The sequence below is a fragment of the Devosia psychrophila genome (genome assembly GCF_000971275.1).
GTDB classification, from domain to species: domain Bacteria; phylum Pseudomonadota; class Alphaproteobacteria; order Rhizobiales; family Devosiaceae; genus Devosia; species Devosia psychrophila.
Genome location: NZ_LAPV01000129.1, coordinates 44,350 through 66,031 on the forward strand (window position 1 = coordinate 44,350; position 21,682 = coordinate 66,031).

19 protein-coding genes, 1 pseudogene and 1 other annotated feature are annotated in these 21,682 nt (G+C 57.7%); of the genes and pseudogenes, 3 read left to right on the top strand and 17 right to left on the bottom strand.

What is annotated here, in order from left to right; genetic code table 11:
- Positions 1–52: 52 nt before the first annotated feature.
- Complete coding sequence (locus WH91_RS12430; RefSeq protein ID WP_046171330.1) at positions 53–1,450, bottom strand: M20/M25/M40 family metallo-hydrolase; 1,398 nt, start codon at positions 1,448–1,450, stop codon at positions 53–55.
- A gap of 163 nt (positions 1,451–1,613) precedes the next feature.
- On the opposite strand from WH91_RS12430, the gene WH91_RS12435 reads away from it, so the two are divergent.
- A complete protein-coding gene (locus tag WH91_RS12435; RefSeq protein WP_046171444.1) occupies positions 1,614–2,345 on the top strand; it encodes a FadR/GntR family transcriptional regulator in 732 nt (243 codons plus the stop codon).
- A 6-nt stretch (positions 2,346–2,351) separates the two neighbouring features.
- On the opposite strand, the gene WH91_RS12440 is transcribed toward WH91_RS12435, so the two are convergent.
- From WH91_RS12440 to nhaA, 4 genes are all read right to left on the bottom strand, one after another.
- Entirely contained in the window at positions 2,352–3,389 is a 1,038-nt protein-coding gene (locus tag WH91_RS12440) for a medium chain dehydrogenase/reductase family protein (RefSeq protein WP_210165777.1), read from the bottom strand.
- Between the two features lie 76 nt (positions 3,390–3,465).
- Positions 3,466–4,020, bottom strand: coding sequence for a TetR/AcrR family transcriptional regulator (locus WH91_RS12445; RefSeq protein ID WP_046171331.1), 555 nt, complete (start codon positions 4,018–4,020; stop codon positions 3,466–3,468).
- 372 nt (positions 4,021–4,392) lie between these two features.
- A complete protein-coding gene (locus tag WH91_RS12455; protein ID WP_074797395.1) occupies positions 4,393–4,638 on the bottom strand; it encodes a ubiquitin family protein in 246 nt (81 codons plus the stop codon).
- Between the two features lie 434 nt (positions 4,639–5,072).
- Positions 5,073–6,275 (bottom strand): Na+/H+ antiporter NhaA, encoded by a 1,203-nt coding sequence (gene nhaA / locus WH91_RS12460; RefSeq protein ID WP_046171334.1) that lies wholly within the window; start codon positions 6,273–6,275, stop codon positions 5,073–5,075.
- A gap of 207 nt (positions 6,276–6,482) precedes the next feature.
- Positions 6,483–6,538 (top strand) — a sequence feature (sul1 is cis-regulatory element that is thought to sense ions involved in sulfur or methionine metabolism; They are found in Alphaproteobacteria).
- A 65-nt stretch (positions 6,539–6,603) separates the two neighbouring features.
- Here nhaA and WH91_RS12465 point away from each other — a divergent pair.
- Positions 6,604–8,082 carry a SulP family inorganic anion transporter gene (locus tag WH91_RS12465; RefSeq protein ID WP_046171335.1) on the top strand — a complete coding sequence of 493 codons (1,479 nt, stop codon included), beginning with the start codon at positions 6,604–6,606 and terminating at the stop codon, positions 8,080–8,082.
- Positions 8,083–8,406: 324 nt separating this feature from the next.
- Here WH91_RS12465 and WH91_RS12470 read toward each other — a convergent pair whose 3' ends face one another.
- The 8 genes and pseudogenes from WH91_RS12470 to WH91_RS26135 form a co-directional block, all read right to left on the bottom strand.
- Positions 8,407–9,531, bottom strand: coding sequence for an MBL fold metallo-hydrolase (locus tag WH91_RS12470; protein WP_074797398.1), 1,125 nt, complete (start codon positions 9,529–9,531; stop codon positions 8,407–8,409).
- A complete protein-coding gene (locus tag WH91_RS12475; protein WP_046171337.1) occupies positions 9,506–10,135 on the bottom strand; it encodes a hypothetical protein in 630 nt (209 codons plus the stop codon). Before WH91_RS12475 ends, WH91_RS12470 begins: the two co-directional genes overlap by 26 nt.
- Entirely contained in the window at positions 10,135–10,818 is a 684-nt protein-coding gene (locus tag WH91_RS12480) for a hypothetical protein (protein WP_046171338.1), read from the bottom strand. Before WH91_RS12480 ends, WH91_RS12475 begins: the two co-directional genes overlap by 1 nt.
- Positions 10,819–10,974: 156 nt before the next feature.
- Positions 10,975–14,109, bottom strand: coding sequence for a type I restriction endonuclease subunit R (locus tag WH91_RS12485; protein WP_046171339.1), 3,135 nt, complete (start codon positions 14,107–14,109; stop codon positions 10,975–10,977).
- Position 14,110: 1 nt separating this feature from the next.
- Positions 14,111–15,349 (bottom strand): restriction endonuclease subunit S, encoded by a 1,239-nt coding sequence (locus WH91_RS12490; RefSeq protein ID WP_074797400.1) that lies wholly within the window; start codon positions 15,347–15,349, stop codon positions 14,111–14,113.
- Positions 15,346–16,902, bottom strand: coding sequence for a type I restriction-modification system subunit M (locus WH91_RS12495; protein ID WP_046171341.1), 1,557 nt, complete (start codon positions 16,900–16,902; stop codon positions 15,346–15,348). Before WH91_RS12495 ends, WH91_RS12490 begins: the two co-directional genes overlap by 4 nt.
- Before the next feature lie 175 nt (positions 16,903–17,077).
- On the bottom strand, positions 17,078–17,407 hold the full coding sequence (locus tag WH91_RS12500) for a hypothetical protein (RefSeq protein WP_074797402.1): 330 nt from the start codon (positions 17,405–17,407) through the stop codon (positions 17,078–17,080).
- A gap of 111 nt (positions 17,408–17,518) precedes the next feature.
- Positions 17,519–17,593, bottom strand: a pseudogene (locus WH91_RS26135) (zinc-ribbon domain-containing protein); the annotation flags it as partial.
- Between the two features lie 80 nt (positions 17,594–17,673).
- On the opposite strand from WH91_RS26135, the gene WH91_RS12505 reads away from it, so the two are divergent.
- A complete protein-coding gene (locus WH91_RS12505; protein ID WP_046171343.1) occupies positions 17,674–17,913 on the top strand; it encodes a helix-turn-helix domain-containing protein in 240 nt (79 codons plus the stop codon).
- On the opposite strand, the gene WH91_RS25935 is transcribed toward WH91_RS12505, so the two are convergent.
- From WH91_RS25935 to WH91_RS12520, 4 genes are all read right to left on the bottom strand, one after another.
- Positions 17,910–18,941: a site-specific integrase gene (locus tag WH91_RS25935; protein ID WP_342028105.1), complete on the bottom strand. Its 1,032-nt coding sequence runs from the start codon at positions 18,939–18,941 to the stop codon at positions 17,910–17,912. The two genes, WH91_RS12505 and WH91_RS25935, sit on opposite strands and share 4 nt — an antisense overlap.
- Positions 18,844–19,932, bottom strand: a complete 1,089-nt coding sequence (locus WH91_RS12510; protein ID WP_046171344.1) for a hypothetical protein — start codon at positions 19,930–19,932, stop codon at positions 18,844–18,846. The genes WH91_RS25935 and WH91_RS12510 overlap by 98 nt, the downstream gene beginning before the upstream one ends.
- Before the next feature lie 480 nt (positions 19,933–20,412).
- Positions 20,413–21,387, bottom strand: coding sequence for a hypothetical protein (locus tag WH91_RS12515; protein ID WP_046171345.1), 975 nt, complete (start codon positions 21,385–21,387; stop codon positions 20,413–20,415).
- 11 nt (positions 21,388–21,398) lie between these two features.
- Positions 21,399–21,659: a MerR family DNA-binding transcriptional regulator gene (locus WH91_RS12520; protein ID WP_143078079.1), complete on the bottom strand. Its 261-nt coding sequence runs from the start codon at positions 21,657–21,659 to the stop codon at positions 21,399–21,401.
- Between the last annotated feature and the right edge of the window lie 23 nt (positions 21,660–21,682).

Consider the following 21,682-nt stretch of genomic DNA (forward strand, 5'->3'; position numbering starts at 1 on the left):
ATCACCCTCGGGTCAGGCCCAAGGGTGACGATTTGTCGGTGAGGCGCGACTGCTACGCCGCCAATGCCGCGAGCACCCGCACCCAGCTGCGGATGCCGCGGTGGTAGCTGGCTAGGTCGTATTTCTCGTTGGGGCTGTGGATCTGGTCGTCTAGCTGGGCGAAGCCGATCAGCAGCGTGTCGAGGCCGAGGATACGCTTGAAATCGCCGGCGACGGGGATCGAGCCGCCCGAGCCGGTGATGACGGCGGGCCTGCCCCATTCGGCTGAGAGGCCGCTCAAAGCCTGGCGCAGATGGACACCGTCGTCGGGCACTGTGATAGCCGGCGAGCCGCCGTGGGGGTGGAAGGTGACCGAGCAATCGGCCGGGATCAGCGCCTCGACATGCTTGCGGAAGGCGGCGCGGATCTTGTCGGGCTGCATGCCAGACACGAGGCGGAATGAGATCTTGGCGCTGGCTTTGGCGGGAATAACGGTCTTGAAGCCGTCGCCGGTGTAGCCGCCGATCATCCCGTTAATTTCGCAGGTCGGGCGGGCCCACAGCATTTCGAGCACCGAACGAGATTGTTCGCCAGCCGGCACCGAAAGACCCGCCTCGCCGAGGAATTCGGCCTCATCGAAGCCGAGGCCGGCCCATTGGGCCTTCAGCGCCGGGCTGATTTCGGCAACGTCGTCGTAAAATCCCGGCAGGGTGACCGAGCCATCGGGGGCGCGCAGGCTGGCGATGATTTCGGCCAGCAGCTGGTTGGGATTGCGTGCGGCATTGCCGAACATGCCGGAATGCAGGTCCTTGTCGGCGCAAGTGATGGTGATTTCTTCGGCGACGAGGCCGCGCAGCATGGTGGTGATCGACGGCGTCTCGCGGTCCCACATGTCGGTGTCGCAAACCAAAGCAATATCGGCCGCAGCGAGTTCGGCGCGGTTGGCCTCCATGAAGGGGGGCAGGTTCTTGCCGCCGCTTTCTTCCTCGCCTTCGAGCATGAAGGAGACCTTGATGGGGAGCGAGCCGGTGACGCTCTGCCAGGCGCGGCAGGCCTCGATGAAGGTCAGCATCTGGCCTTTGTCGTCGGACGCGCCGCGGGCGACGATGATCTTGCGGCCCTTGTCATCGGTCTTGATCTGGGGATCGAACGGATCGGAATGCCACAGCTCGATCGGATCGACCGGCTGCACGTCGTAATGCGCGTAGAACAGCACATGCGGGCCGGCCCGGTCGGGGCCATGAGCGACAACCACCGGATGACCCGGCGTGGGGCGAGCGGCGGCGTCGAAGCCGAGAGCCTGTAGCTCGGCGACGATCCAGTCGGCGGCCCTTTGACACTCGGCGGCATAGGTCGGGTCGGTCGAGATGGACTTGATGCGCAGCAGTTCGTAAAGGCGCTCGAGGCTCTGGTCGAGCCTGGCATCGACGCTGGCAAGCACGGCGTCGATCTGGGAGGCAATTTCGGTCATGGGGATGATTCCTTTTGGCGGCTAACCTCGCCAATGACAGTGCCGGTGTCCAGCGTCGCGACGGCCGGCGTTATTGTAATACTTATGGTGCCATGCTTAGGTCTGGCCGCATCAGCAGGGGGCGAGCGCATTGGCGGTACGGCAGGATCAGGACAGTACGACCGTGGATCTGATTGCCTCGATCGCCGGGCGCGTGCCGTCGCGTAACCTGCATTCGCTGGTGCTATGGCAATTGGGCGTGGCCATCGTGCGCGGAGATTTTGCCGAGGGCGCCATTTTGCCATCGGATATGGAATTGCTGGCCAAGTTCTCGGTGTCGCGCACCGTGTTGCGCGAGGCGCTGAAGACGCTGGCGGCCAAGGGCATGATCGAGGCGCGGGCGCGGATCGGAACGCGGGTATTGCCAAGGGCGCGCTGGAACCTGTTCGACGCCGACGTGCTGGCCTGGCATTTCGAAGCCGGTCCAAATGTGGATTTCCTGCGTAGCGTGGCCGAAGTGCGTATCGGCATCGAACTTGAATCGGCAGCTCTGGCAGCTGAGCGGCGTAGCGATGAGCAGGCCGCGCAACTGGTGGCGCTGGCGGGCGCCATGGGTGACGCGACGACCGCCGAAGAGTTTGCCCGGGCCGACCTCGCCTTTCATCGCGCGGTGGCTGAAGCCTCCAACAACCCCTTCATGGCCTCGATCAGCACCCTGGTCGAAGTGGCGCTGACGGCGGTGTTCACCATCAGCTCGCCGGTGAGCGACAAGATGAAGCTTGCCGAAACCGCGGCAGCGCACGGCGCCATCGCCGAAGCGATCCGGGTGCGGGATGCCGCCGCGGCGCGCGACACCATGCGCGCGGTGATCAGTGACGGCTTTGCACGGTCGGCCGAGCGGATGGGCGCCAAGTAGCGTGCGTCAGTCTCCCGGAACGATTACCACCTTGCCGAAGACGCCGCGGGCTTCGGCCAGTTCCATGGCTGCCTGTGCCTGATACAGCGGGAAGGTGGCGGCAATGATCGGCTTGATCGCGCCGGACGCCATCAGGTCGAGCACTTTCGCCAGATCCTCACGGCGCCGGCTTCTGGAACCTGCCTTGTCGACCAGCATGCCGCCCCAGAAATCGTAGAATGAGGCGCCCTTGCCGTTGGGCAAGGCGTTCCACAGCACGACGCGGCCGAGAAGGCCGATGAAGACCGGCACCAGCGCGGTGGACTTGTCCAAGTCTACGGCAATGCCGTAGACAACCAGCGCCCCGCCGGGAGCGAGCAGTGCAAAACTCTTTTTGGCGCTATCGGGGCCGAGGTGGTCGAACACTGCATCGACGCCACGCGGCGAGAGTTGGCGCACTCGCGCCGACAGGTCGGGATCGGCATAGTCGATCGGCTCGACGCCCATGGCGCGCAGGGCCGCGTGATGCCGGGGCGAAGCCGTGCCGATGACCCGGATGCCATCGTTGATGGCGATCTGCGCCAGCGTAGTGCCGACGCCGCCGCTGACGCCCAGCACCAGAATGGTCTGTCCCGACCTGGCCCGGGCCTTGCGATACAGCATTTGCCAGGCGGTGACGCCGTTGACGATGACGGTTTCCGCATCGGCGGCAGAGACGCCGGCTGGGACAGGCACGACCTCATCAGCGGGCGCCAGCAGGTGCGTAGCCCAGCCACCGATCTTGAGGCTAGCGGCGACGCGCTGGCCGATCAGGGCGCGATCGACGCCGTCGCCTGCGGCGATTACCGTGCCCACGGCATCATAGCCGGGGGTGAAGGGGAATTTGGGCTGACCGGGATAGCGGCCGCGGCGCATGGATTTCTCGGCAAAAGAGACGCCGGTTGCCTCCATGCGCAACAAGACTTGGTCGGCGCCGGGGACGGGTTGGGGAACCTGGCGAAGCTGCAGGCCGGATGGCTCGACAATTCCGGGGAGGACGATTTCAGTGGTGAGGTTCATGGTCATGGCTATAGCTTTCATGTTGAGTGAGTAGTCCCTCACTTTTGAGGTGTATAGATGTGCGGTGGCGACGAAAAGCGAACTACGGGTGGCGGATACCGGCGGTGATGAGGCTGGCCCAATCGGGGGGATTATGGTCGAGGCCGGTGACGACGATGAGGTGGCATAGCTGGCCATAGGCGATGAAGCGCTGGACTGCCTCGTCACAGGCATTGGAGCGGGATTTAGCGAGCAGCGTCGTTGCCCGTAGGCCTTTGCGGAGTGCGGCGCCGATCTCCGGCACGGAGGCGGCAGACTGGGCGTGTACCTGCAGCATGAGCAGCGAACGATCGCCAATCAACTCGGCATAGGCGCCGCCCATCGCATACAGCATGGCGTCCGGCGACTGGTCCGGGCTGGCCGCAGCGCCCCGCTCCAGCGCCGCAAGCACCAGGTCAAAGCAATGCTCCAGCGTGGTAACAAACAGCAGTTCCTTGCTGGGAAACAGCTTGAACACATAGGCCTGCGAAATCCCGGCATGCTCGGCAATAGCCGCCACCGAAGTGCCCAAATAGCCGCTGCCGGCAAACATGGTGACGGCGCTTGCGACAACGGCTTCACGGCGGACATCGGCGGTGGAGAGTTTGGTGGTATTCATGTGAGTGACTATACACTCACCATCTGTAGTGTCAACTCGAAGGGTTGGGCTGAAAGAGCAGCCACCATGACAAAGTAAATCCTGCAGGCCGGTCGAAGGCCGAGAGCTGCCATCAAGCGGGAAGGCCAAGCGACCGCTACTGACCTGCAGATGGCAATGATGGGGTGGGATGGTGACGGTCTGCTCATGGGTTATCCGGTTGAATCGTTTGGCATCGGCGACGGCATCGTAAGGTCTGCAACGGTGCCCCTTACGACCTCAATGGACTCGTTATCGTCCCCATTGATGAGATGTCGGGCCAAGACCCCCGCCCCAGTCGAAGCCCTAACCCTGATGGCCTTGATAACCATGGCGTTGCCGTCCTAGCAGTGCTTAAGCATCGTTGCGGGCCTGGGCGATATCGGCAGCGAGGCCGGCATCGGCGCCGGTGCCGATGCGCGCCTCGATCTGGTTGATATGGCGGCGAAGGCCGGCAACGCAGACGCGGCCTTCTTCCGACAACGGCTCTGGCATGCCCGAATATGCCCGCAAGGCTCGGCGCAGGAGTTCGGATACCGTGATGCCCTTGTCCAGAGCCATTGTCTCGGCGGCATCCTTTTCCCGAGCGGGAAGGCGCATCTCGAACCTTTTGTCACACGAACGCATCGTCCACCTGCCTCGCCTTTGGGGTGCATGGGGCCAAGCCCCTGCCAAGCTGCTGCCGGACCGGCAGCATGACTGGCTCCCCGCTCTTGAGTAGCACCCATAGTAAATGGGGTATTATAATACCACAATAGCTGCGTACGTACAAATCGACAAATCCGTGCGCCAGCACTCCATCGGCAGGTCAATCCTGCCGGCGGGGCGTGGGCCAGGAGCAGTCATCAAGCGGAAGGCCAGCGGCCCTGCCTACGATGCCGCAGGTGGCGATGATGGACGCCAACTCACGCTCCAATGCCGGCCTTTCGACTGGACAATTACCGCTAAAAAGCCGGCAAGCGTGGCTACCGTAGGGCTTCGACTATGCACCTGTGCAGATGAGCCTCATATTGGTCGCGTTGCAAGGCTCACGCCTATGCGGGCCGCGCTATGTCATCGGTTCGCGGCCTTGATGATCGAAGAAGCAGCGCACCCACCGCTGCCGATAGGATCGACCCCAACAGCACGCCGATCTTGACCTCATGCTGAAGGGTGACCGATTCAGGAAAGGCTAGGAGCCCGATGAAGAGCGACATGGTGAAACCGATACCGCACAGTAGGGCAACGCCGTAGAGCTGCCGCCAGGACGCATACATCGGCAGCTCAGCCCACCCCGCCCGAATGACCAGCACCGATGCCGCGAACACGCCGACCTGCTTTCCGATAAAAAGGCCGGCGGCGATGCCCAGCGGGACGGGATCGGTGAGCTGGCCGATCGACATGCCAGCAAAGGACACCCCGGCATTGGCGAACCCAAAGATCGGAATGATCAGGAACGTCACCCATGGCTGGATAGCATGTTCCAGCTTGTGCAGCGGCGACGCCATGTTATCGGGCTGGGTCGGGCTCTTCTTGAGCGGGATCGTCAACGCCAGGATCACGCCGGCCAGCGTGGCATGGACGCCCGATTGCAGCACCAGGAACCAGAGTATCGCACCAAGGACGAGATACGGAACGAGGTTGCGGACGCCAAACCTATTCATAGCCACCAGCGCCACGATGACGGCTGCGGCGCCTGCCAAGGCCATGGCGTTGATCGAGCTGGTGTAGAAGAGCGCGATGATCACCACGGCACCAAGGTCATCGATGATTGCCAAGGCAGTGAGGAACACCTTGAGCGACATTGGCACCCGGGAACCGAGCAGCGACAGCACGCCCAGCGCAAAAGCGATGTCGGTCGCCGCTGGGATGGCCCAGCCGTTCGGATGCCCGCCGTCGCCCATGTTGAAGGCCAGGAAGACCAAAGCCGGACCGATCATGCCGCCAAGTGCTGCACTGCCGGGAAGGATGCGACGGGACCAGGTGGACAGCTGGCCATCGACGACCTCGCGCTTGATCTCGAGGCCCACCATCAGAAAGAACACGGCCATCAGGCCATCGTTGATCCAGTGCAGCACAGATAGGCCGCCGACATAGGCGTGAAGCGTATCCGCATAGATGGTCCCAAGCGGCGAGTTGGCGACGACCAGCGCCAAGGCTGCCGAGAACATGAGGACGATGCCGCCGGAAGAGGCATTGTCGAGGAAGGCACGGATGACGGACGTGGGTCGACCCTGGGTCGAGTGAGACGAAGACATGCTTCGGCCTCCTTGTGAGAGGTTACAACATTCTCCGTGGTTTTAGGGGTTATCCCATGGCGCACGCAGCACGCGCCTGTGCCACGATCATAGCCGATCATGCGCTATTGTGAACCCTTTCGCGCCCGTTTTCGGGTACTGCATGGCTCGTTCCCGCCAGCTTTGCCTTGCCATGCAGGCCATTTTCAGCCAAAGAGCCGTTATTCAAATGGACCCGGTGAAACCCCGGGTGGCTCTTCTGGCCGCCAATCCGCCAGACACTCCAGAAAAACGCACCATGTCTCCGTCCGCACCGAGTGGACCGCAACATCCTGTCGTCTGGACCTCAATGACAACAATAGAAAAACTTCGCCTTGACTGGCTCTCCAACGTTCGCGGCGATCTCCTCGCCGGCATCGTCGTCGCCCTTGCCCTCATTCCCGAGGCCATAGGCTTCTCCATAATCGCCGGGGTCGACCCCAAAGTAGGGCTCTACGCCTCCGTGATCATCGCCATGGTCATCGCCATTACCGGCGGTCGCCCGGCCATGATCTCGGCTGCCACTGCTGCCACTGCCGTACTCTTCGGCTCCCTGGTCCGCGAGCACGGCATCGAATACCTCCTGGCGGCCACGATCCTCGCCGGCGTCATCCAGGTCGCTGCCGGTTTCGCCCGCGTCGGCTACATCATGCGGTTCGTCAGTCGATCGGTTATGACCGGCTTCGTCAACGCGCTCGGCATCCTGATCTTCATGGCGCAGCTGCCGGAAATCATCGGCGTCTCCTGGCAGTCGTATGCCATGATCGCCGCTGGCCTTGCGATCATCTACCTATTCCCCCGCGTCACCCGCGTTATCCCCTCACCGCTGGTCTGCATCCTGGTTTTGACGGTGGCGGCCATGATCTTCAACCTCGACACCCGCATCGTCGGCGATCTTGGCGAACTGCCAAATGCGTTGCCGTCTCTGCTGATGCCCAACATTCCGTTCACCCTTGATACGTTGTGGATCATCTTGCCGACGTCCATCGCGGTTGCGGCGGTCGGTTTACTTGAAAGCCTGCTCACTGCCTCGATCGTCGACCAGATGACTGACACTGGCAGCGACAAGAACCGTGAGTCCATCGGCCAGGGGATCGCCAACATCGCCTCCGGCTTCTTCGGCGGCATGGCAGGCTGCGCGATGATCGGTCAGTCGGTCATCAACGTAAAGTCCGGCGGGCGCACACGCCTCTCCACTTTCGCCGCAGGTGCCATCCTGCTGTTCATGCTGCTGGTGCTGGGCGACTGGGTTGGACTGATCCCGATGCCGGCGCTCGTCGCCATCATGATCATGGTCTCGATCGGCACCTTCAGCTGGTCGTCGCTGCGCGATCTCGTCCATCATCCCCGCCGCTCCAGCATCGTCATGCTCGCCACCGTGCTGACCGTGGTCGGCACGCACAACCTGGCGCTGGGCGTCGGGGTCGGTGTCCTGCTGTCCGGCATTTTCTTCGCCTGGAAGGTCTCCCAGATATTCCGCGTCACCTCATCGTTGGAAGATGAGGTCCGCACCTATCGCGTTGAAGGGCAGCTGTTCTTCGCCAGCGCCGAGGACTTCCTCAAGGCAATGGTTTTCGAGGAGCGCGTTTCGCGTGTTCGCCTTGATCTCAGCACTGCCCACCTTTGGGACCTGACCGGCGTCAACGCCATCGACATGGCAGTTCTCAAGTTCCGTCGCGCCGGCGCCGAGGTTGAGGTGATCGGCATGAACGAAGCCAGCGCCACGATAATGGACAAGCTGGCCGTGCATGATCAGCCAGGGGCGATGGAGCGCGTGCTGGGGCACTGACGCTAATATGTCGGCACTGCTTCACGCGGTGCCGGCAGGCTTGTCCGTCGCGTCGGACACTCTGACCTAGGCCCTTTGAGGCACTAACGTTGCTGTGGAAATGGGTACGCACCGTGGGTACGCTATTGGGTACGCAAAATTCTAAGCCCCATCTCTAAACCATTGAGGCATATCTAAATATATCTCTGAACATCGGAATGGTGGAGCTGAGCGGGAAATCCACCGGCTCTTTCGAAGCCCCATAAAACCTAGGTATTTCCGGTTGTGTTACCAACAATGTGTAGCAGAAATGTGTGACACTCGAAAGAGAAATTACGCATGGGCTTAGAGAGATGCCGCCGAACCAAAGAGCTCCACCTTGAAAACGGCGGGGGAATTGATGGGGCTTCGTACGCGTATCATTCCAGGTGACCTTCTCGCGGAAACAAGAGACCGGGCAGCAGCTTTGATCATTTTCTCAACTGTGGCGCTGCGCGGCTTGGGACGTGATCCGGCAATCGCCGCACTCACATAGAGATGGGGGGTATGGTTTTGAATGCGCACTACATCGTCCGCAGTTGGAAGCATGGCGCTTCCTATGGTCCATGGTGCGATAATCGATAGAGGCGAAGGTTCAAGCATTCCATCCCAGACTTTCTCATGATGAGCCGTGACGGAACCGTGATGGGGTATTTTGAATAGATTGGCCTTCGACCTGGGGCGGCCACTCGCCGTGAGAGCCGCAGACCAACCTGTTTCAGGGTTACCTTCTTCTTCTAGGTCCGCCCCCAACAACACCACGACGCCGCCAACGGTGAGATGAAGGGCTACAGAAAGATCGTTGTTCAGCCGGCGCACTGCAACTCGCCGGGTCTCAACGCTTGCAGCGTCCGGAAATTGGCCTGCTGCCCACATTAGAAAATTGTCCACCTCAAATTGTGCGGGCGACAACGACCACAGTTCGAAGTTCCTACAGTGGGACATTGCTATGTCCTCGGGCGAAAAGATGCGTGTGGACTGATCTACTCGCCGTACGGTCCTTTTGGAATTCCCAAGTTCATTTAGAACCTCAGCGATTTCCTCCACCCCGGATTTGTTCTTGCCCGGGAACGGCTCGTTGTAAGCCTTCACGTAGGCGATAAATTCATCTCGACCGAGTGCTCCAGACATGCAAAATTTTGCGTTTTCGCAACGTCTTACTATGGAGCTCAACCCATTGATGTGGTCATTGTCCCAATGAGTGGCAATTACCGCCACGACGTCGTCGGGAGCTGCAGAAATATCTTCTAGATACTGCAGAGAAGCAGGTTCAGTTCTTTGAGGAAATCGGCAACTGTCTATCAGTACCCATTTTCCGTCGCCGATGTGTGCAGCGACCGCCTCGCCATAACCTGGTCCGAAGAGAACGAGCTCAAACTCATCGGCCCGTGGACCGGTTAGATATTCACTCCCATCGAATAGAGTTGGCAAGCTCACGTGCCTCTATTTTATTGCGAGCTAATGTCGCCTTGCGCCACGCGGGAAGCCGCCGAAATATTAAGCTGGAGGACTTTTCCGTTCGTCCGGTAGAAAATGTCCGATACCCAAGTACCCAGCGGAACACCCCACCGACGCGAACAAGTTCGTAGTCGTCGCTGGCAACATCCGTCAAATCAAACTCTCCGACTTCAAAACTGTCATCGGGGTTCGTTTTGTCAGTTAGTCGGGCCGTGAAGGTATCATTACCTTCCACGATTTTTTCAACGTAACCTTCCCACTCTTGGAGAGCGACAAACTGAGAAGATGGGCCTTTCTCTTCCCGATTAGCTCGCACATGCGCATACAAGGTGTGGGCTTTACGCCATGCCAGAGATTTGCCGACCGATGGCCGTGACAGGCCTGCTTCATCGATCCAAGTCGCGTTGACAATATTGTCCGATGCCTTCCAACTGGCGCCTTGCCAGGGGGTCGGAACCGATAGGTCAGTCTCGCTCACAGGTGCTTCCAAAAGTCTCTCATCATGGAGCCCATGCGAAATGTCTTCCAGATAGTCGTTCCACACAGAGGTGCCTTTTGCAGCTTCGCTAAATTGCATTAGGGTGCCACAATGCTGTTGGTAAACACGGCGGCGCGCTGCATAGATTTTTCCCAGTTCTCGTCGATTGTTTTAACTGCGGTTAACGCTGGAGGGACATTGCCTTTCGACGCCAAGTAATAGTGATCGTTTACACCGATCTTGGTGGAATAAGTGTCATCCTGAAGTGCTTCAGCAGTAACGCGGATGTAGCCCGGCATACCATCGGGTCGTACACTCAATTCCATGGTTATGGCACGGAGCCCGCCGGTTCTCTCGGACTTATTCTTTGATTGACTAAGAGAAAGCAGACTTTCCCACGGCCCTTTTGGCGCTAGCCGATCCCCGAGCTCATCCCACTGGGCCCTATTTGCTGCAAGATAAGTTACCTCGTAGTTGATGCCCAAGGCCGACACCGGTGTGTGCTCCAAAATAGTAAAGCTGCCAACGACGAAATCCTTCGCTCGAATTAGCGGATCCTCTTGTGCAGAAACTATCATACGCTGCGTCTCGATTACTACCCGCATCGAGCTGAGATTAATTATTGAGATATCAGGCGTCATCACTTCAATGCCGCTCTGAATTGCAGCATCAGCCTCCTGGGCACCAATTATTCCTTTTGATCGGAGCCACTCTGGGTGGAAGATCAGAGGATTAAAGTTGCCCAGCAACACAACCGTAGCGGAGGTCTGTCGCACTTGCATCAATGGCGCTCACTGCTTGGAATGCGTTCAACTGGTTCGTAGCGCATTATCATGGGTATGTCTTTACGGTTGATGCTAGCAATCCGGTGGGGGCGGCCGGATCACCGCCATCGTCTGATCGAAAGCAGACCGAGTTTGCCTATGCCTGACAGAGGGCTACGCATACCGCCGCAGCACGAAATCCCAGACTTGTTCCACCTTGCTATCCCACAATGCCTGCGGATACGGATTTTCAGGCAACTCATTGAGACGCTGCCTGATCTCAGTCCAGACCGTTCCTCGCGTTTCCTGCCCACGAACCCAGTCTATTGCGCCAGTGAGGTCGTCCAACTTCCCCAATAGGGATCGCGCCACACGCTTGACTTCCATCTCTTCTGCTTTGGTGAGCTTCGGTTCCGGGTTAGTCAGAAGATCGAAGATCGCCAACTCCTCCTCCGTCAACTCTTCGCGTGCCGCGCGCTGCTCCTCCGCATCCATTTCTCCGATAAGCGATTTCAGCGCCTCAAAGAACTGTTCAGCATCGACCGAGCCGGTGTTGTACTCGGCAACCAGCTTTTCCAGCCGTTCCACTAAATGTTGCCGAGTGGGATTGGCTGCCGCAAGTTCGCGGGCCTTTCTCTCTGCGCCATCCCGCAATTTCTCAGTGGTGACTTTGGGGCTGGTGGCAAAAAGATCGGCAAGCTTGTCGAAGTCGATACCAGAAAGGTCCACGCGACCTTTAGCGGTGTCGCCTTCTACTATGGGCGTAAGGATGGCAACGCCTTCCAGCTTCTCGTCAAGCAGTTCGGCGATGCGGGCAGAGATCGCGGATATATCGACCGGACCAAGCCTTGCCTTCACCGCGTCAGACAAGGTGTGGAACACGGCAACAGGCTTAAGGTAGGGCGCGGCACGCTCATCAGGGAGCAGAGCCTTATAGGCTTTGGTCACGGCAGCGGTCAGTCGCACGAACTCGCGGCGGCGATCATCAGGCGAAATTAGGACTTCAATGGCCTGATTTATAAGTCGAAGCCGTTCGAAATCGCGGACCGCCGTGATGGCATCTGCGTTCACGCCCAGCGGTTGGACGAAGGCCCGTGCCGAAATTAGGGCCTTTTCAAGAGTGGCGACAAGCGCTTCCTTGTCCTTGATCGGGCTTTCCTCGCCCCCATCGCCCGCATAGATGGCGAGTGCCTTCTGGAGGTTCTGGAACACGCCGACATAATCTACGATGACGCCGGATGTCTTGCCTTCCGCCCTGCGATTGGCGCGGGCAATGGTCTGCATCAGCGTGTGGTTCTTCATCGGCTTGTCGAGATAAACGGTGCCGATAGTGGGCACGTCAAAGCCAGTAATCCACATGGCGCAGACAAACACCAACCGAAGTGGATCGTTGGGGTCTTTAAACTTGGCCTCAAGGTCTTCACGGTGCATCCGCTCGCGGTGCCGCAGGATGTCGAGGCCCTTCTTGCGCAAGTCATCGATCTCGTTCTGGCCTTGGCTCACCACCACCGCGATGTCGAGCTCGCGCAACCACATCAGTCGTTCGGCAATGGTCGCGCCTTCCGCCTCATAGGCAGATTTTAGGCGCTCCTCATCTTGTGCGATCAGGCGCGCGATGGCGGCCTTTACCCTATCATGCATGGCCACGGCGGTCGCCTTGTCGATGGCGACGAACATCGCCTTTCCACGATACCCGCGCATGGCAAAGTGCAGCGCCAAATCTTCTGCCACCTTGTTCAGCCGGTCTGGCGCTGTGATGAGCGTATATTGCCGCCCAAACTGTTGGGTGAGTTTCTTTTCCTGCTCTTCGTCCAGCATAGCGTCATCAAGTAGGGCATCCAACTCTTCGCGCAATTCATCGACGTTGAGCTGCAATTCGGGCCTTCTGGCCTCGTAAAAGAGTGGGACCGTCGCGCCATCTCGCACGGACTGGGCGAAGTCGTAGACTGAGACGTAGTCGCCGAACACTTCGCGGGTGCGGCTTTCTTCGCCATGTATCAGTGGCGTTCCAGTAAAGCCGATGAAGGACGCATTGGGCAGCGCGGCGCGCATGTTGGCGGCAAGCTGGTCATATTGGCTCCGGTGAGCTTCGTCGGTCATCACGATAATGTCCGAGCGCTCGGACAACACCGGCATGGGTTCACGGTCCGCCGTGCTGAATTTCTGGATTAGCGTGAACACATAGCGCTCATTGCCCGCCAGAAGCTCTTTTAGATGAATGCGGCTTCCCGCCTGCGCCTGCTGAATATCCTTGGTCAGCGCACCAGCAGAGGCGAACTGCCCCGCAATCTGACCATCCAGCTCTGTGCGGTCTGTTACCACGACGAAGGTGTAATTCCCGCCCAGCCGCCGCAAGACCTTTTCCGCGAACATCACCATAGAAAGGCTTTTGCCCGATCCCTGCGTATGCCAGAACACGCCTAGCCGACCACGATTGCTTTCGATGTGGCGAACGGCCTCAATGGCGCGGTTGACCCCCAGCACCTGATGATATTTACCGACCACCTTGCGCAACCCGCCGCGCGCCTCGTCGAACAGCACAAAACTTTCGATCAGGTCGAGAAACCGGGCAGGTTCACATGTCGCGCGCAAAAGCGTTTCAAGGCTAGGATCATCGGGCAAATCTTCTTCCAACCGTTTCCATGGTGCAAAGATCTCATAGGGGGCACCCGCCGGCCCCATCACTGCCTCCAGGCCGTTGGACAGGATCACAAAACCATTGGCCGGAAACAATTGCGGGATGGTGTCAAGGTAATCTCGCAAATTATTGTCATAGGCTTCAGCCAACGGGCACGCAGGGGCTTTCCATTCGGCCAGCAGCAGGGGCAGGCCATTGACGAAGCCGATTGTGTCGGGTCGCCGCCGGTGCAGCACCCCGTTGATCCAAACCTGACTGGCGACAAGAAAATCATTCGCGGCAATATCCCGCCAGTCGATCACTCGCACCAGAAAATCGGTGATTTTTCCATCATCGCGGCGCATCTGCACCGGCACACCGTTGCGGATCAACGATAGCACTTCTCGGTTTGCGGCAACCGGAAGCATGGCCGAACGGTCGCGGGTGACTTCCATCTCTGCATGTAACAGCGCTTCGGGGGGCAAGTCTGAGTTTAGCTTGCGTAGAGCAGCCCTTAGACGCGCGGGCAGAAACGCCTGCTGGAAGCTGGTGCGCCCCGTTGGATTGCCAGGCCCCGGCACTTCACCATGCAGATTGACATGCTGCCATCCCAACGTCTGCAACAAGGCCAACGCAGGTTTTTCCACGATGCCGTCCTCTGAAGCAACTAGACCCGTGATCGACGGCGCCATGTTAAGCTGCCTCTTTTAACGTGCGTTCCACTTCGTCCATGGAGAGCTGACCGGAGATCAGGCGTGGCAAAAGGAGATCGCGCGCGGCAGCGAGGTTGGCAATCTGTTGCGCATATGTGTGCGAAGTTAAGCCGAGCAAGAACCCTATCTGCTTCCGATAGTTGGCTGTCTCAAAGGGCAAAATACCGTCGCGGACAAAAAGAGTAGTTTGAAAGTTCGCGATACCGTTAGCGGCCACGACCTGGTAGCGAACAATTTCGCCGCTGGCATGGAGATTGCGACACCACATATGGAAAACGGCGGCGTCCTCTGGGCGCGCAAACTGAAAAACGCGGCAGAAGCTAGCGGCAATAACGCTGCCACCCAGGGCCTCGATTAGTCCGTGAGTGGCAACTATTGTCGACCCCGCAGCCCGCGTTTTGGCATTGATGGAGTTTTCCAGAAGCACATCGTATGGCTTCAGCAACCGCTTATCAGCACTGGACCGTGTTATGAAGCGCGTCGGGCACGAGCCAAAATCGCCACTTTGTAGCCTTGAAAAGTCGGTTCCACGAACCACCCGAACTTCAACTGTGTGATCTGCGTCAGGTTCGTCTAATCCCCAGTCACCTCCGAGGGTTTTTACGACAAGTTCGCTAAGTGGCAAATCGCCATGAGGGTTCGTCTGGCTGTCGTGCATCAATTCTTGGAATAGCCCCTGCGCCATCGCTTCCAGCACCGTGATCCGCCGCCGGTTGACCTCGATCAGATCGTCATATGCTCCAAGGATCGAAGAGATGCGGCGCTGGTTGGGGAGCGGAGGAGCGTCAATCTCGACATCAGAGAAGGCTGTTTTGTTTATGATTGGCGTGGCCGCGCCTCCGGCACGGGCCATCAGTTCATCAGCTTTTGTTCGCAACGCGTAGTAGACGAACCCTGTGTCAAAACGTGCTTGATCTACGATCACACTGTTAACTTGCTGATTGGTCTGAGAGGGTGTGCTCGACATGCAAATTTTGCCGATGGTCGCGCCAATGCAGACGACGCATACTGAGCCTTCAGGTAGCAACGTACGCTTTCTTCTATCCCAATCAGTTGAAACGAAACGGTCAGTCGAGATATGCCTGCAGTCGAAGGACATATTGCTCGGGGTGATGAAGGGAATAGTCCCATCGAACAACTCCGGCGATGATGATGGAGGCGTTTTGCCCGTAACAACACGCCCGAGATCGGCAATCCGGTATGTTTGCCACCCGGTCACGCTAGCACCTCGGCGACATTCGCCGCGACTACGCCCTGCAAGCGCAACGCTTCGGCGTTGAGCACTTCCAGTTCCTCCTGCAAGGCCTCTAACCGCTCGCGGAAATCCCCGTCCTCTACCTGTTCGCCCAGAGCGACACCCACATAGCGACCGGGGTTCAGGCTCCAGTCTTGCACAGCGATCTGAGCGCGGGTGGCGACTTTGCACAGGCCGGGTACGTCCTTGTAACCAACGTCCCCGAAGGTTGCGGTCGTCTTCGGGCCGCTGCCAGCCGCTACCTCACTCGCTTCGCCACGCCACCGACGTACAATATTGCCGATAAACTCAATCTGGTCCGGCGAGAAATCCCGTTGAGCGCGGCTGACTTGACGGAAAATTTGGCGCGCGTCGATGAACAGCACCTCGTCCGCCCGCGGGCCCCTCGTCTTGCCCTTGTCCAGGAACCAAAGGGCTACCGGGAGGGTGACAGTGAAGAACATGTTGGGTGAGGTGCTGACGATCACATCCACCACGCCCGTTTCGATCAGCTTGCGGCGCATCTCGCGTTCTGACCCGCCCGCGCCGGACGCGGAATTTGCCATTACAAAGCCCGCGCGCCCTTTTTCATTGAGCGCGGCGTTGAACAGGCCTATCCACAGATAATTGGCATTGTTTACCGTTGGGACGCCTAGCGAAAAGCGCGCCTCTACATGCCCGGCATCGTTGACTATCCGCGAACGATCGACTTCTGACTGATTGAACGGCGGGTTGGCCATCACAAAATCAAACGCACCCACCATACTGTGTGGGTCTTCATAATAGCTGTTGGCGACCTGAACATCGCCCGACAGCCCATGCACCGCCAAATTGAGGCGGCACAGCTTCTGCGTGTCCTCCATCTTTTCAGCCCCATAAATGCTGATCTCACGGCTGGGATTTTTATGGTGCCGCTTCACGAATTCAGCGGAATGGACAAACATGCCACCGGAGCCGCAGGCGGGATCGAATATCTTGCCGTGATAGGGTTCGATCACCTCAACGATTAGCTTTACGATGGAACTGGGTGTGAAATATTCACCGCCCTTCTGCATAAAGGCCGAGGCGAATTCGCCCATAAAATATTCAAAGATTAGCCCATAAGCATCGCCCTCAATCTTGAGCGGAGCCAACAGTCGCAGAATTTCCCGCAGCACGCTGTTGGGCAATGCGCCATATCCCCGTGGCAGGACGCCAGCAAGATCAGGATTGTGCTCGGTGATGGTCTCCATCGCCTCATTCAGCGCGTGAGCCAGATTTTCCGTTTCCGGCAGGCTTAGGAGGTGAGAAAAACGCGCATGGTCGGGTAGGAACACCGCGCCATGCCCGTGATAATCCTGGGGCGTGGGTTTCAAGCGACCGGTGAAGGTTTTTAACAATTCAGCGTGAACCACGTCAAACCGCGTTTCCATCTGACGCAGGGCAATAAGGGCAAGGACGGGCTGGGCATATTGGTCGGGCCGCAATGTGGTATTGGTCCAAAGCTGATCAGCTGTTTTGAACAGACGCTTTGAGAGGTCCTGAAGATCGACTGACAATATGTGCCCCAGACATTTAGCAAAAGTACCACTGGCCTTGTTATGTCTTCGCCAGATGCTGCTTGTCGAGACATATCGGGGTGGTGGTCATTCCCTTGCCACCTGTAATGCCTGGTATCCGGTCCATAATGCTCAAAGATGACCCGTGATAATAGAAGATTATCACGGGTTAGAATTATTCTTGAAGATAAATAAGCTTGGTCCAAGCGTCTTCCGATCCGTTTCCATCAGATCGAAACAGCCTTGCGAGTACAAACTCGCTGTCGACGTCAGAACGACCGATGACAAGTAACTTGTCCCCCTTATCAATTAGCCAGCAGCTGTCGCGTTGGTAGGTGCCTAAGGCATTGGCCTCTAGAAGCTTATATTTGGCGATTGCGTCTACGAGCTGGCCGCAGACGATCGCTTCCCGAGCGGCGTAAACTGGTCCGTCCATTAGCTGTTCAGGAGGAGACTGGTTAGCCGCTACGCTTGGGACGACGCGGGCAGGGATTAGGCTGGTCAAGAAAATCAGTCCAATAAAACCGCATAGAATGGTGCCTACGACCCACGCCAGTTTTCTTTGAGATTTGGCTCGCACCAAGCGCCCCTTTTGCCAATCTTCTGACGTAAGGGGTTGTCCGCACTTTGGGCACGTTGTCGCGCTGGGCGAAATTGGTTGCTGGCAGTTTGGGCATGGTTCAATGGCCATTCGTGGTCCTCCAATAAGATAAATATCCGATTTTTGGATAATCGGAAATTCGAAATACGCAGTGCTGGTCAGGACCAGTTATGCGAAAATCCATTCGTTCAAAGCGCCATGAGATGGTGGCTCAAGCCATCGGCGAGCAGCGGATACGCGCTGGTTTTACCCAGTATGAGGTAGCTAGACGGCTAGACCGACACCAACCTTTTATGGCGAACATCGAAAGTGGCGATCGCCGTATCGACGTGGTTGAATTGCTAGATATTGCGGAGATTATTGATCTCGACGTTCCGGCCCTTATCGGGCGTTTGCGCGCAACTCGCTAAAGAACTGCGCCCGCCGCATTGCCGACCCACATTTCACCATCTCGGATATACCGCGCCAGCATGGCGTCTGAAGCATGTCCGGTCTGGCTTCTAATCTTCCAACTGGGAACACCGGCACGCGCCGCACTCGTTGCCAATCCGGCCCGTAGACTATGTCCCGAATATATTGAGGGCTCTAAACAAGCGGTGACGGCATGTTGACGGACAACTTCACAAACGGCTTCTCCAGACAGCCGGTGAGGTGAGATATTTCCGTGGCGATCTATTCGTCGGAAAGCGGGCCCGGTGCCATGTTCTAATAAAGCCTTCCAGGCCAGGAACGCTCTCACTGGACACAGCGTGGGGCGACCATATGGAATACCTATTTTGCGCCCCTCCCCGAACTGGTCGGTCTTGGAACGTCTGATGGTTATGATCAGGCCTTCCTCCACGAGGACAATATCCTCGTGGTCCAGTCCAACCAATTCAGAGCGGCGAAACCCACCAGCGAAGCCGATCAGCAACAACGCCTTGTCGCGCACCTGCTTAGGCCGATCCGTGAACGCCCCAGTCATTGCGAGCAGGTTGGCGCGTGTGATTGGCGTAGCTCGTCGCTGATCGCTCCCATATGTGCGCCGAATGCCGCGCATTGTCGCTCGAACAAGCTCACTAGAAGTAGGACTATCGTAACCTCCTATGCGGTGAGCTTTTGATATTGACGCAGTCCAGCGAGCCAAAGTAGCCGGCTTATGGGTTGTTGCGTGTGCGGCCAGAAAGTCAGCGATTATACCTGCTGTTGCAGGGACCGTCCCACCCCAGGCGAAGAACTGATCAAGATCAGAGCGAAATGCGCGCTGAGATGCCTCTGCCATTGAACTTCTGACAAAATCTTGGGTGGTCCGCGCGACCACAGGGATTTGGTCTTGCAATTGTGGAGCTAGGATGGACATTTTACCGGTTACAGGCATTGAAACGCACCTCCTGGAAGGACTTGAAATCGGCCTTGAGAAGCCGAAGTGGTTCACTTGCATCCGCGCAGTCGCCGCCATTTCCACCAAGTTCTGCAAGTGATTTCAGCAAGTCACCGGTTGCCCATCGCAGGCGGCGGTCAACTGCACCGCCTTCTACGCGAAAGAGAAGATTGCCAAGAAACGACAGCCGATCACCTTCAGCGATCTCCTCTCTTATCCATCGGGCTATGTCGGTAGAGCCACCTAGGAACGACCGAAGAGCTGCCTTTCCCTCCCGAGAGTACTGGTCAAAGGCCCATGCAGGAACACCACTAATCAGCTGCTCGTCTGCAAGCTCGTCGGGAACGATCGTGGAGACTTGGTTGGCTATGTCCCTGGACAGCAGCAGCACGAAGGGGGCCAATACCTCTCCAGTCCGTTTGAAGCCCACCCTACATACTTCGACTAGCGTGTTTGGCCAACCAGCCTCGAATAGGGTGTTGAAGACTGCGTCCGGGTTACCACGTTGATAGGTAAGGTGTTTCGACGGTCGGCGGTCTGTCCCGAGCGCGTACCACATCGCCAACGCTCGAATTTGAACTGGGTCCGTGCCAATCACCACGTCTAGCAACTGGGGTATCGACAACTCTACCAGCACGGTACGAACCTGGATAAATTCGGGGTGAGTGTCGGCGGTCATCAGCAGGTCATCAGCAGCGCGGCATTTAACCGATTGGCAGAGCTGCTCCACCAGATAGCTTGCCACCTGCCACTCGCCACCGAATGTTTGACGGACACGCTTGCCAGCCATGGCGGCGGTCACAAGTGGCAACAGCGAGAGATTTCCAAGACCAATATCTTCGAAAGCTGCGCCACCCAAACGTCGCCAGAGTTTATCGGGAGCGTCTCGTAAGAGGGTCGCGGCAGCGGCAAGCGCAAAATCTGTGCGGCCTCTACGAATGGCCTTGTGAAGTAGGCTCATTGCGATCCAAGGCGATACTGCTGTTGGACTGGGTATGGGTACCGTTCGCATAAGCGTCTGGTCTGCAAGGTCGCGGTAGATGTGTTGGAATATTTCGGGCGTGTTCATCGACAACTCCTAGTTGTGGGAGCCGCAGAACTTCTTGCCTCTTATAGAATAGCCCAGACACCGGCGCAGTAAAGAGAATTAGCATTTATACCGGAGGTTTGCGTCGATTTGACCATCTCAAATACTTCCCCGCCTCTTACGACCTCAGTTACTGAATGCGCTGCGTTTATTCACGCGTTCTCGTCGCCAATTTTCCACCAATTTTTTCCGTGCTAGGCAGCGTTTTCAATGGCCCAATGCGGAGCCGGAAACAGAATTCACACGGCAATTCCTGGTCATCAAAAATGGTCTGCGTTACGCATCGAGCATGACGGGTGCAATGCCGGGTACCTCTTGAAATGGAGCATTCTACTATCCCCCGCGAACCTGGTGGGGAGGTGGGCTATGGCAGCATCTCTTGGAGCTTTGATAGTGCAACCGAGTTGCATCACGTGTGTCCCCACCACTGTCCCTAAGACCCGATGGGACACTTTTTTGTCTCTACGGCAGTAATAACTCTGAGCCGTCAAGGTAGGCAGCCCACCCCGACCAGTTGCTAGAGAGGGACCACCAGCCGGGCGGGTTGGCTGCCAGTTGCTTCTTGTACTTTGGGCGTGCCGTACCCGCTTCTAGCAGCATCAGCGCGCCTTGAACCCCGCGCACCTGACAACTGTCCATGAACATATCCCACTTGCGTTGCTCCACGCCGGGCGGCGGCCCGCAGCGAGTGGAAATTGTGACTGCGGGGAACGGGTCATCCATGTCATATAGCGCTGAGATTGGAAGCCCATTCAATTTATTCATGCGCCGTTCGATGCGAACTGTTGGCGGGTCATTCCATATATGTCCTTTGGCGACACGCTCGTTGCCCTTGTCGTAAATGATGCTGCGGTTCGTTTTGCCTGTTCCGAAAGTCAGCGTCTCCAGATTTGAGCCTCTGCCAAACTCCCGCATCCAGGACAGATTAGTCGGGAAAGTAAGGAAATCGCTCATCGTTACTCCTTGAACGTCAATGGCGATGTCCACACGGGTCAGATGGCCATTTTTTAGGGCATACTCCCACCCCTCCATCATAGTGCCCACCCACGACTTGAGTTCGGTCAGGCCACTCGCCCCGAGGTGGGTTGGATTGAACTCTAGGCGCAGTCTAACAGCCTCGTTTCCCGAAAACCGATATGAGAACCGGGGGCTGTCTTGTTCAAAGCCACTGATGTTCAGCCACTTTGACACCTGGAAGCCCATCGTGTTGGTTTTTGCAGTTTGAAACTCGGGTTGGTCGAACGCCGAGCATATGCCCTTATGCATTGCCAGGGCATCACCCTTGGTATGAGGCTTCACAATGAGCGTGAGTTTGTCGATGAAGGGATTGGATGCTGTGATTAGCTTAGGCTGACTGACGGAGCTTGGAGAGGGGATGTCATCAAAATTAGGGGCTTTAGGGGACTTGTTAGAACCAAGCGGGATTTTAATGAGCATTGCTCTACCTGCTATCGGGCCTTACGACCGTGAAACCGGGACATTTCTATCCAAATGTGGACTTGCTCGCTGCGGTAGAAAAACTGCCGGTGACGCCAGTAACGAGGTGGTAGCAGGCCCTTAGCTTGGTCACGACGCAGCGTCTTGACGTTCACACCTGCTAGGTCGGCGAATTCTTCTATGGTGATGAACTCAACCCCCCTGGCGCGGAGCACCGCCATACTGCCTTCGACAAATGATATGGGCAGGTCGCAAAGAGACTTGATGTGCACGATGTCCATCCTCGGAACTTAAT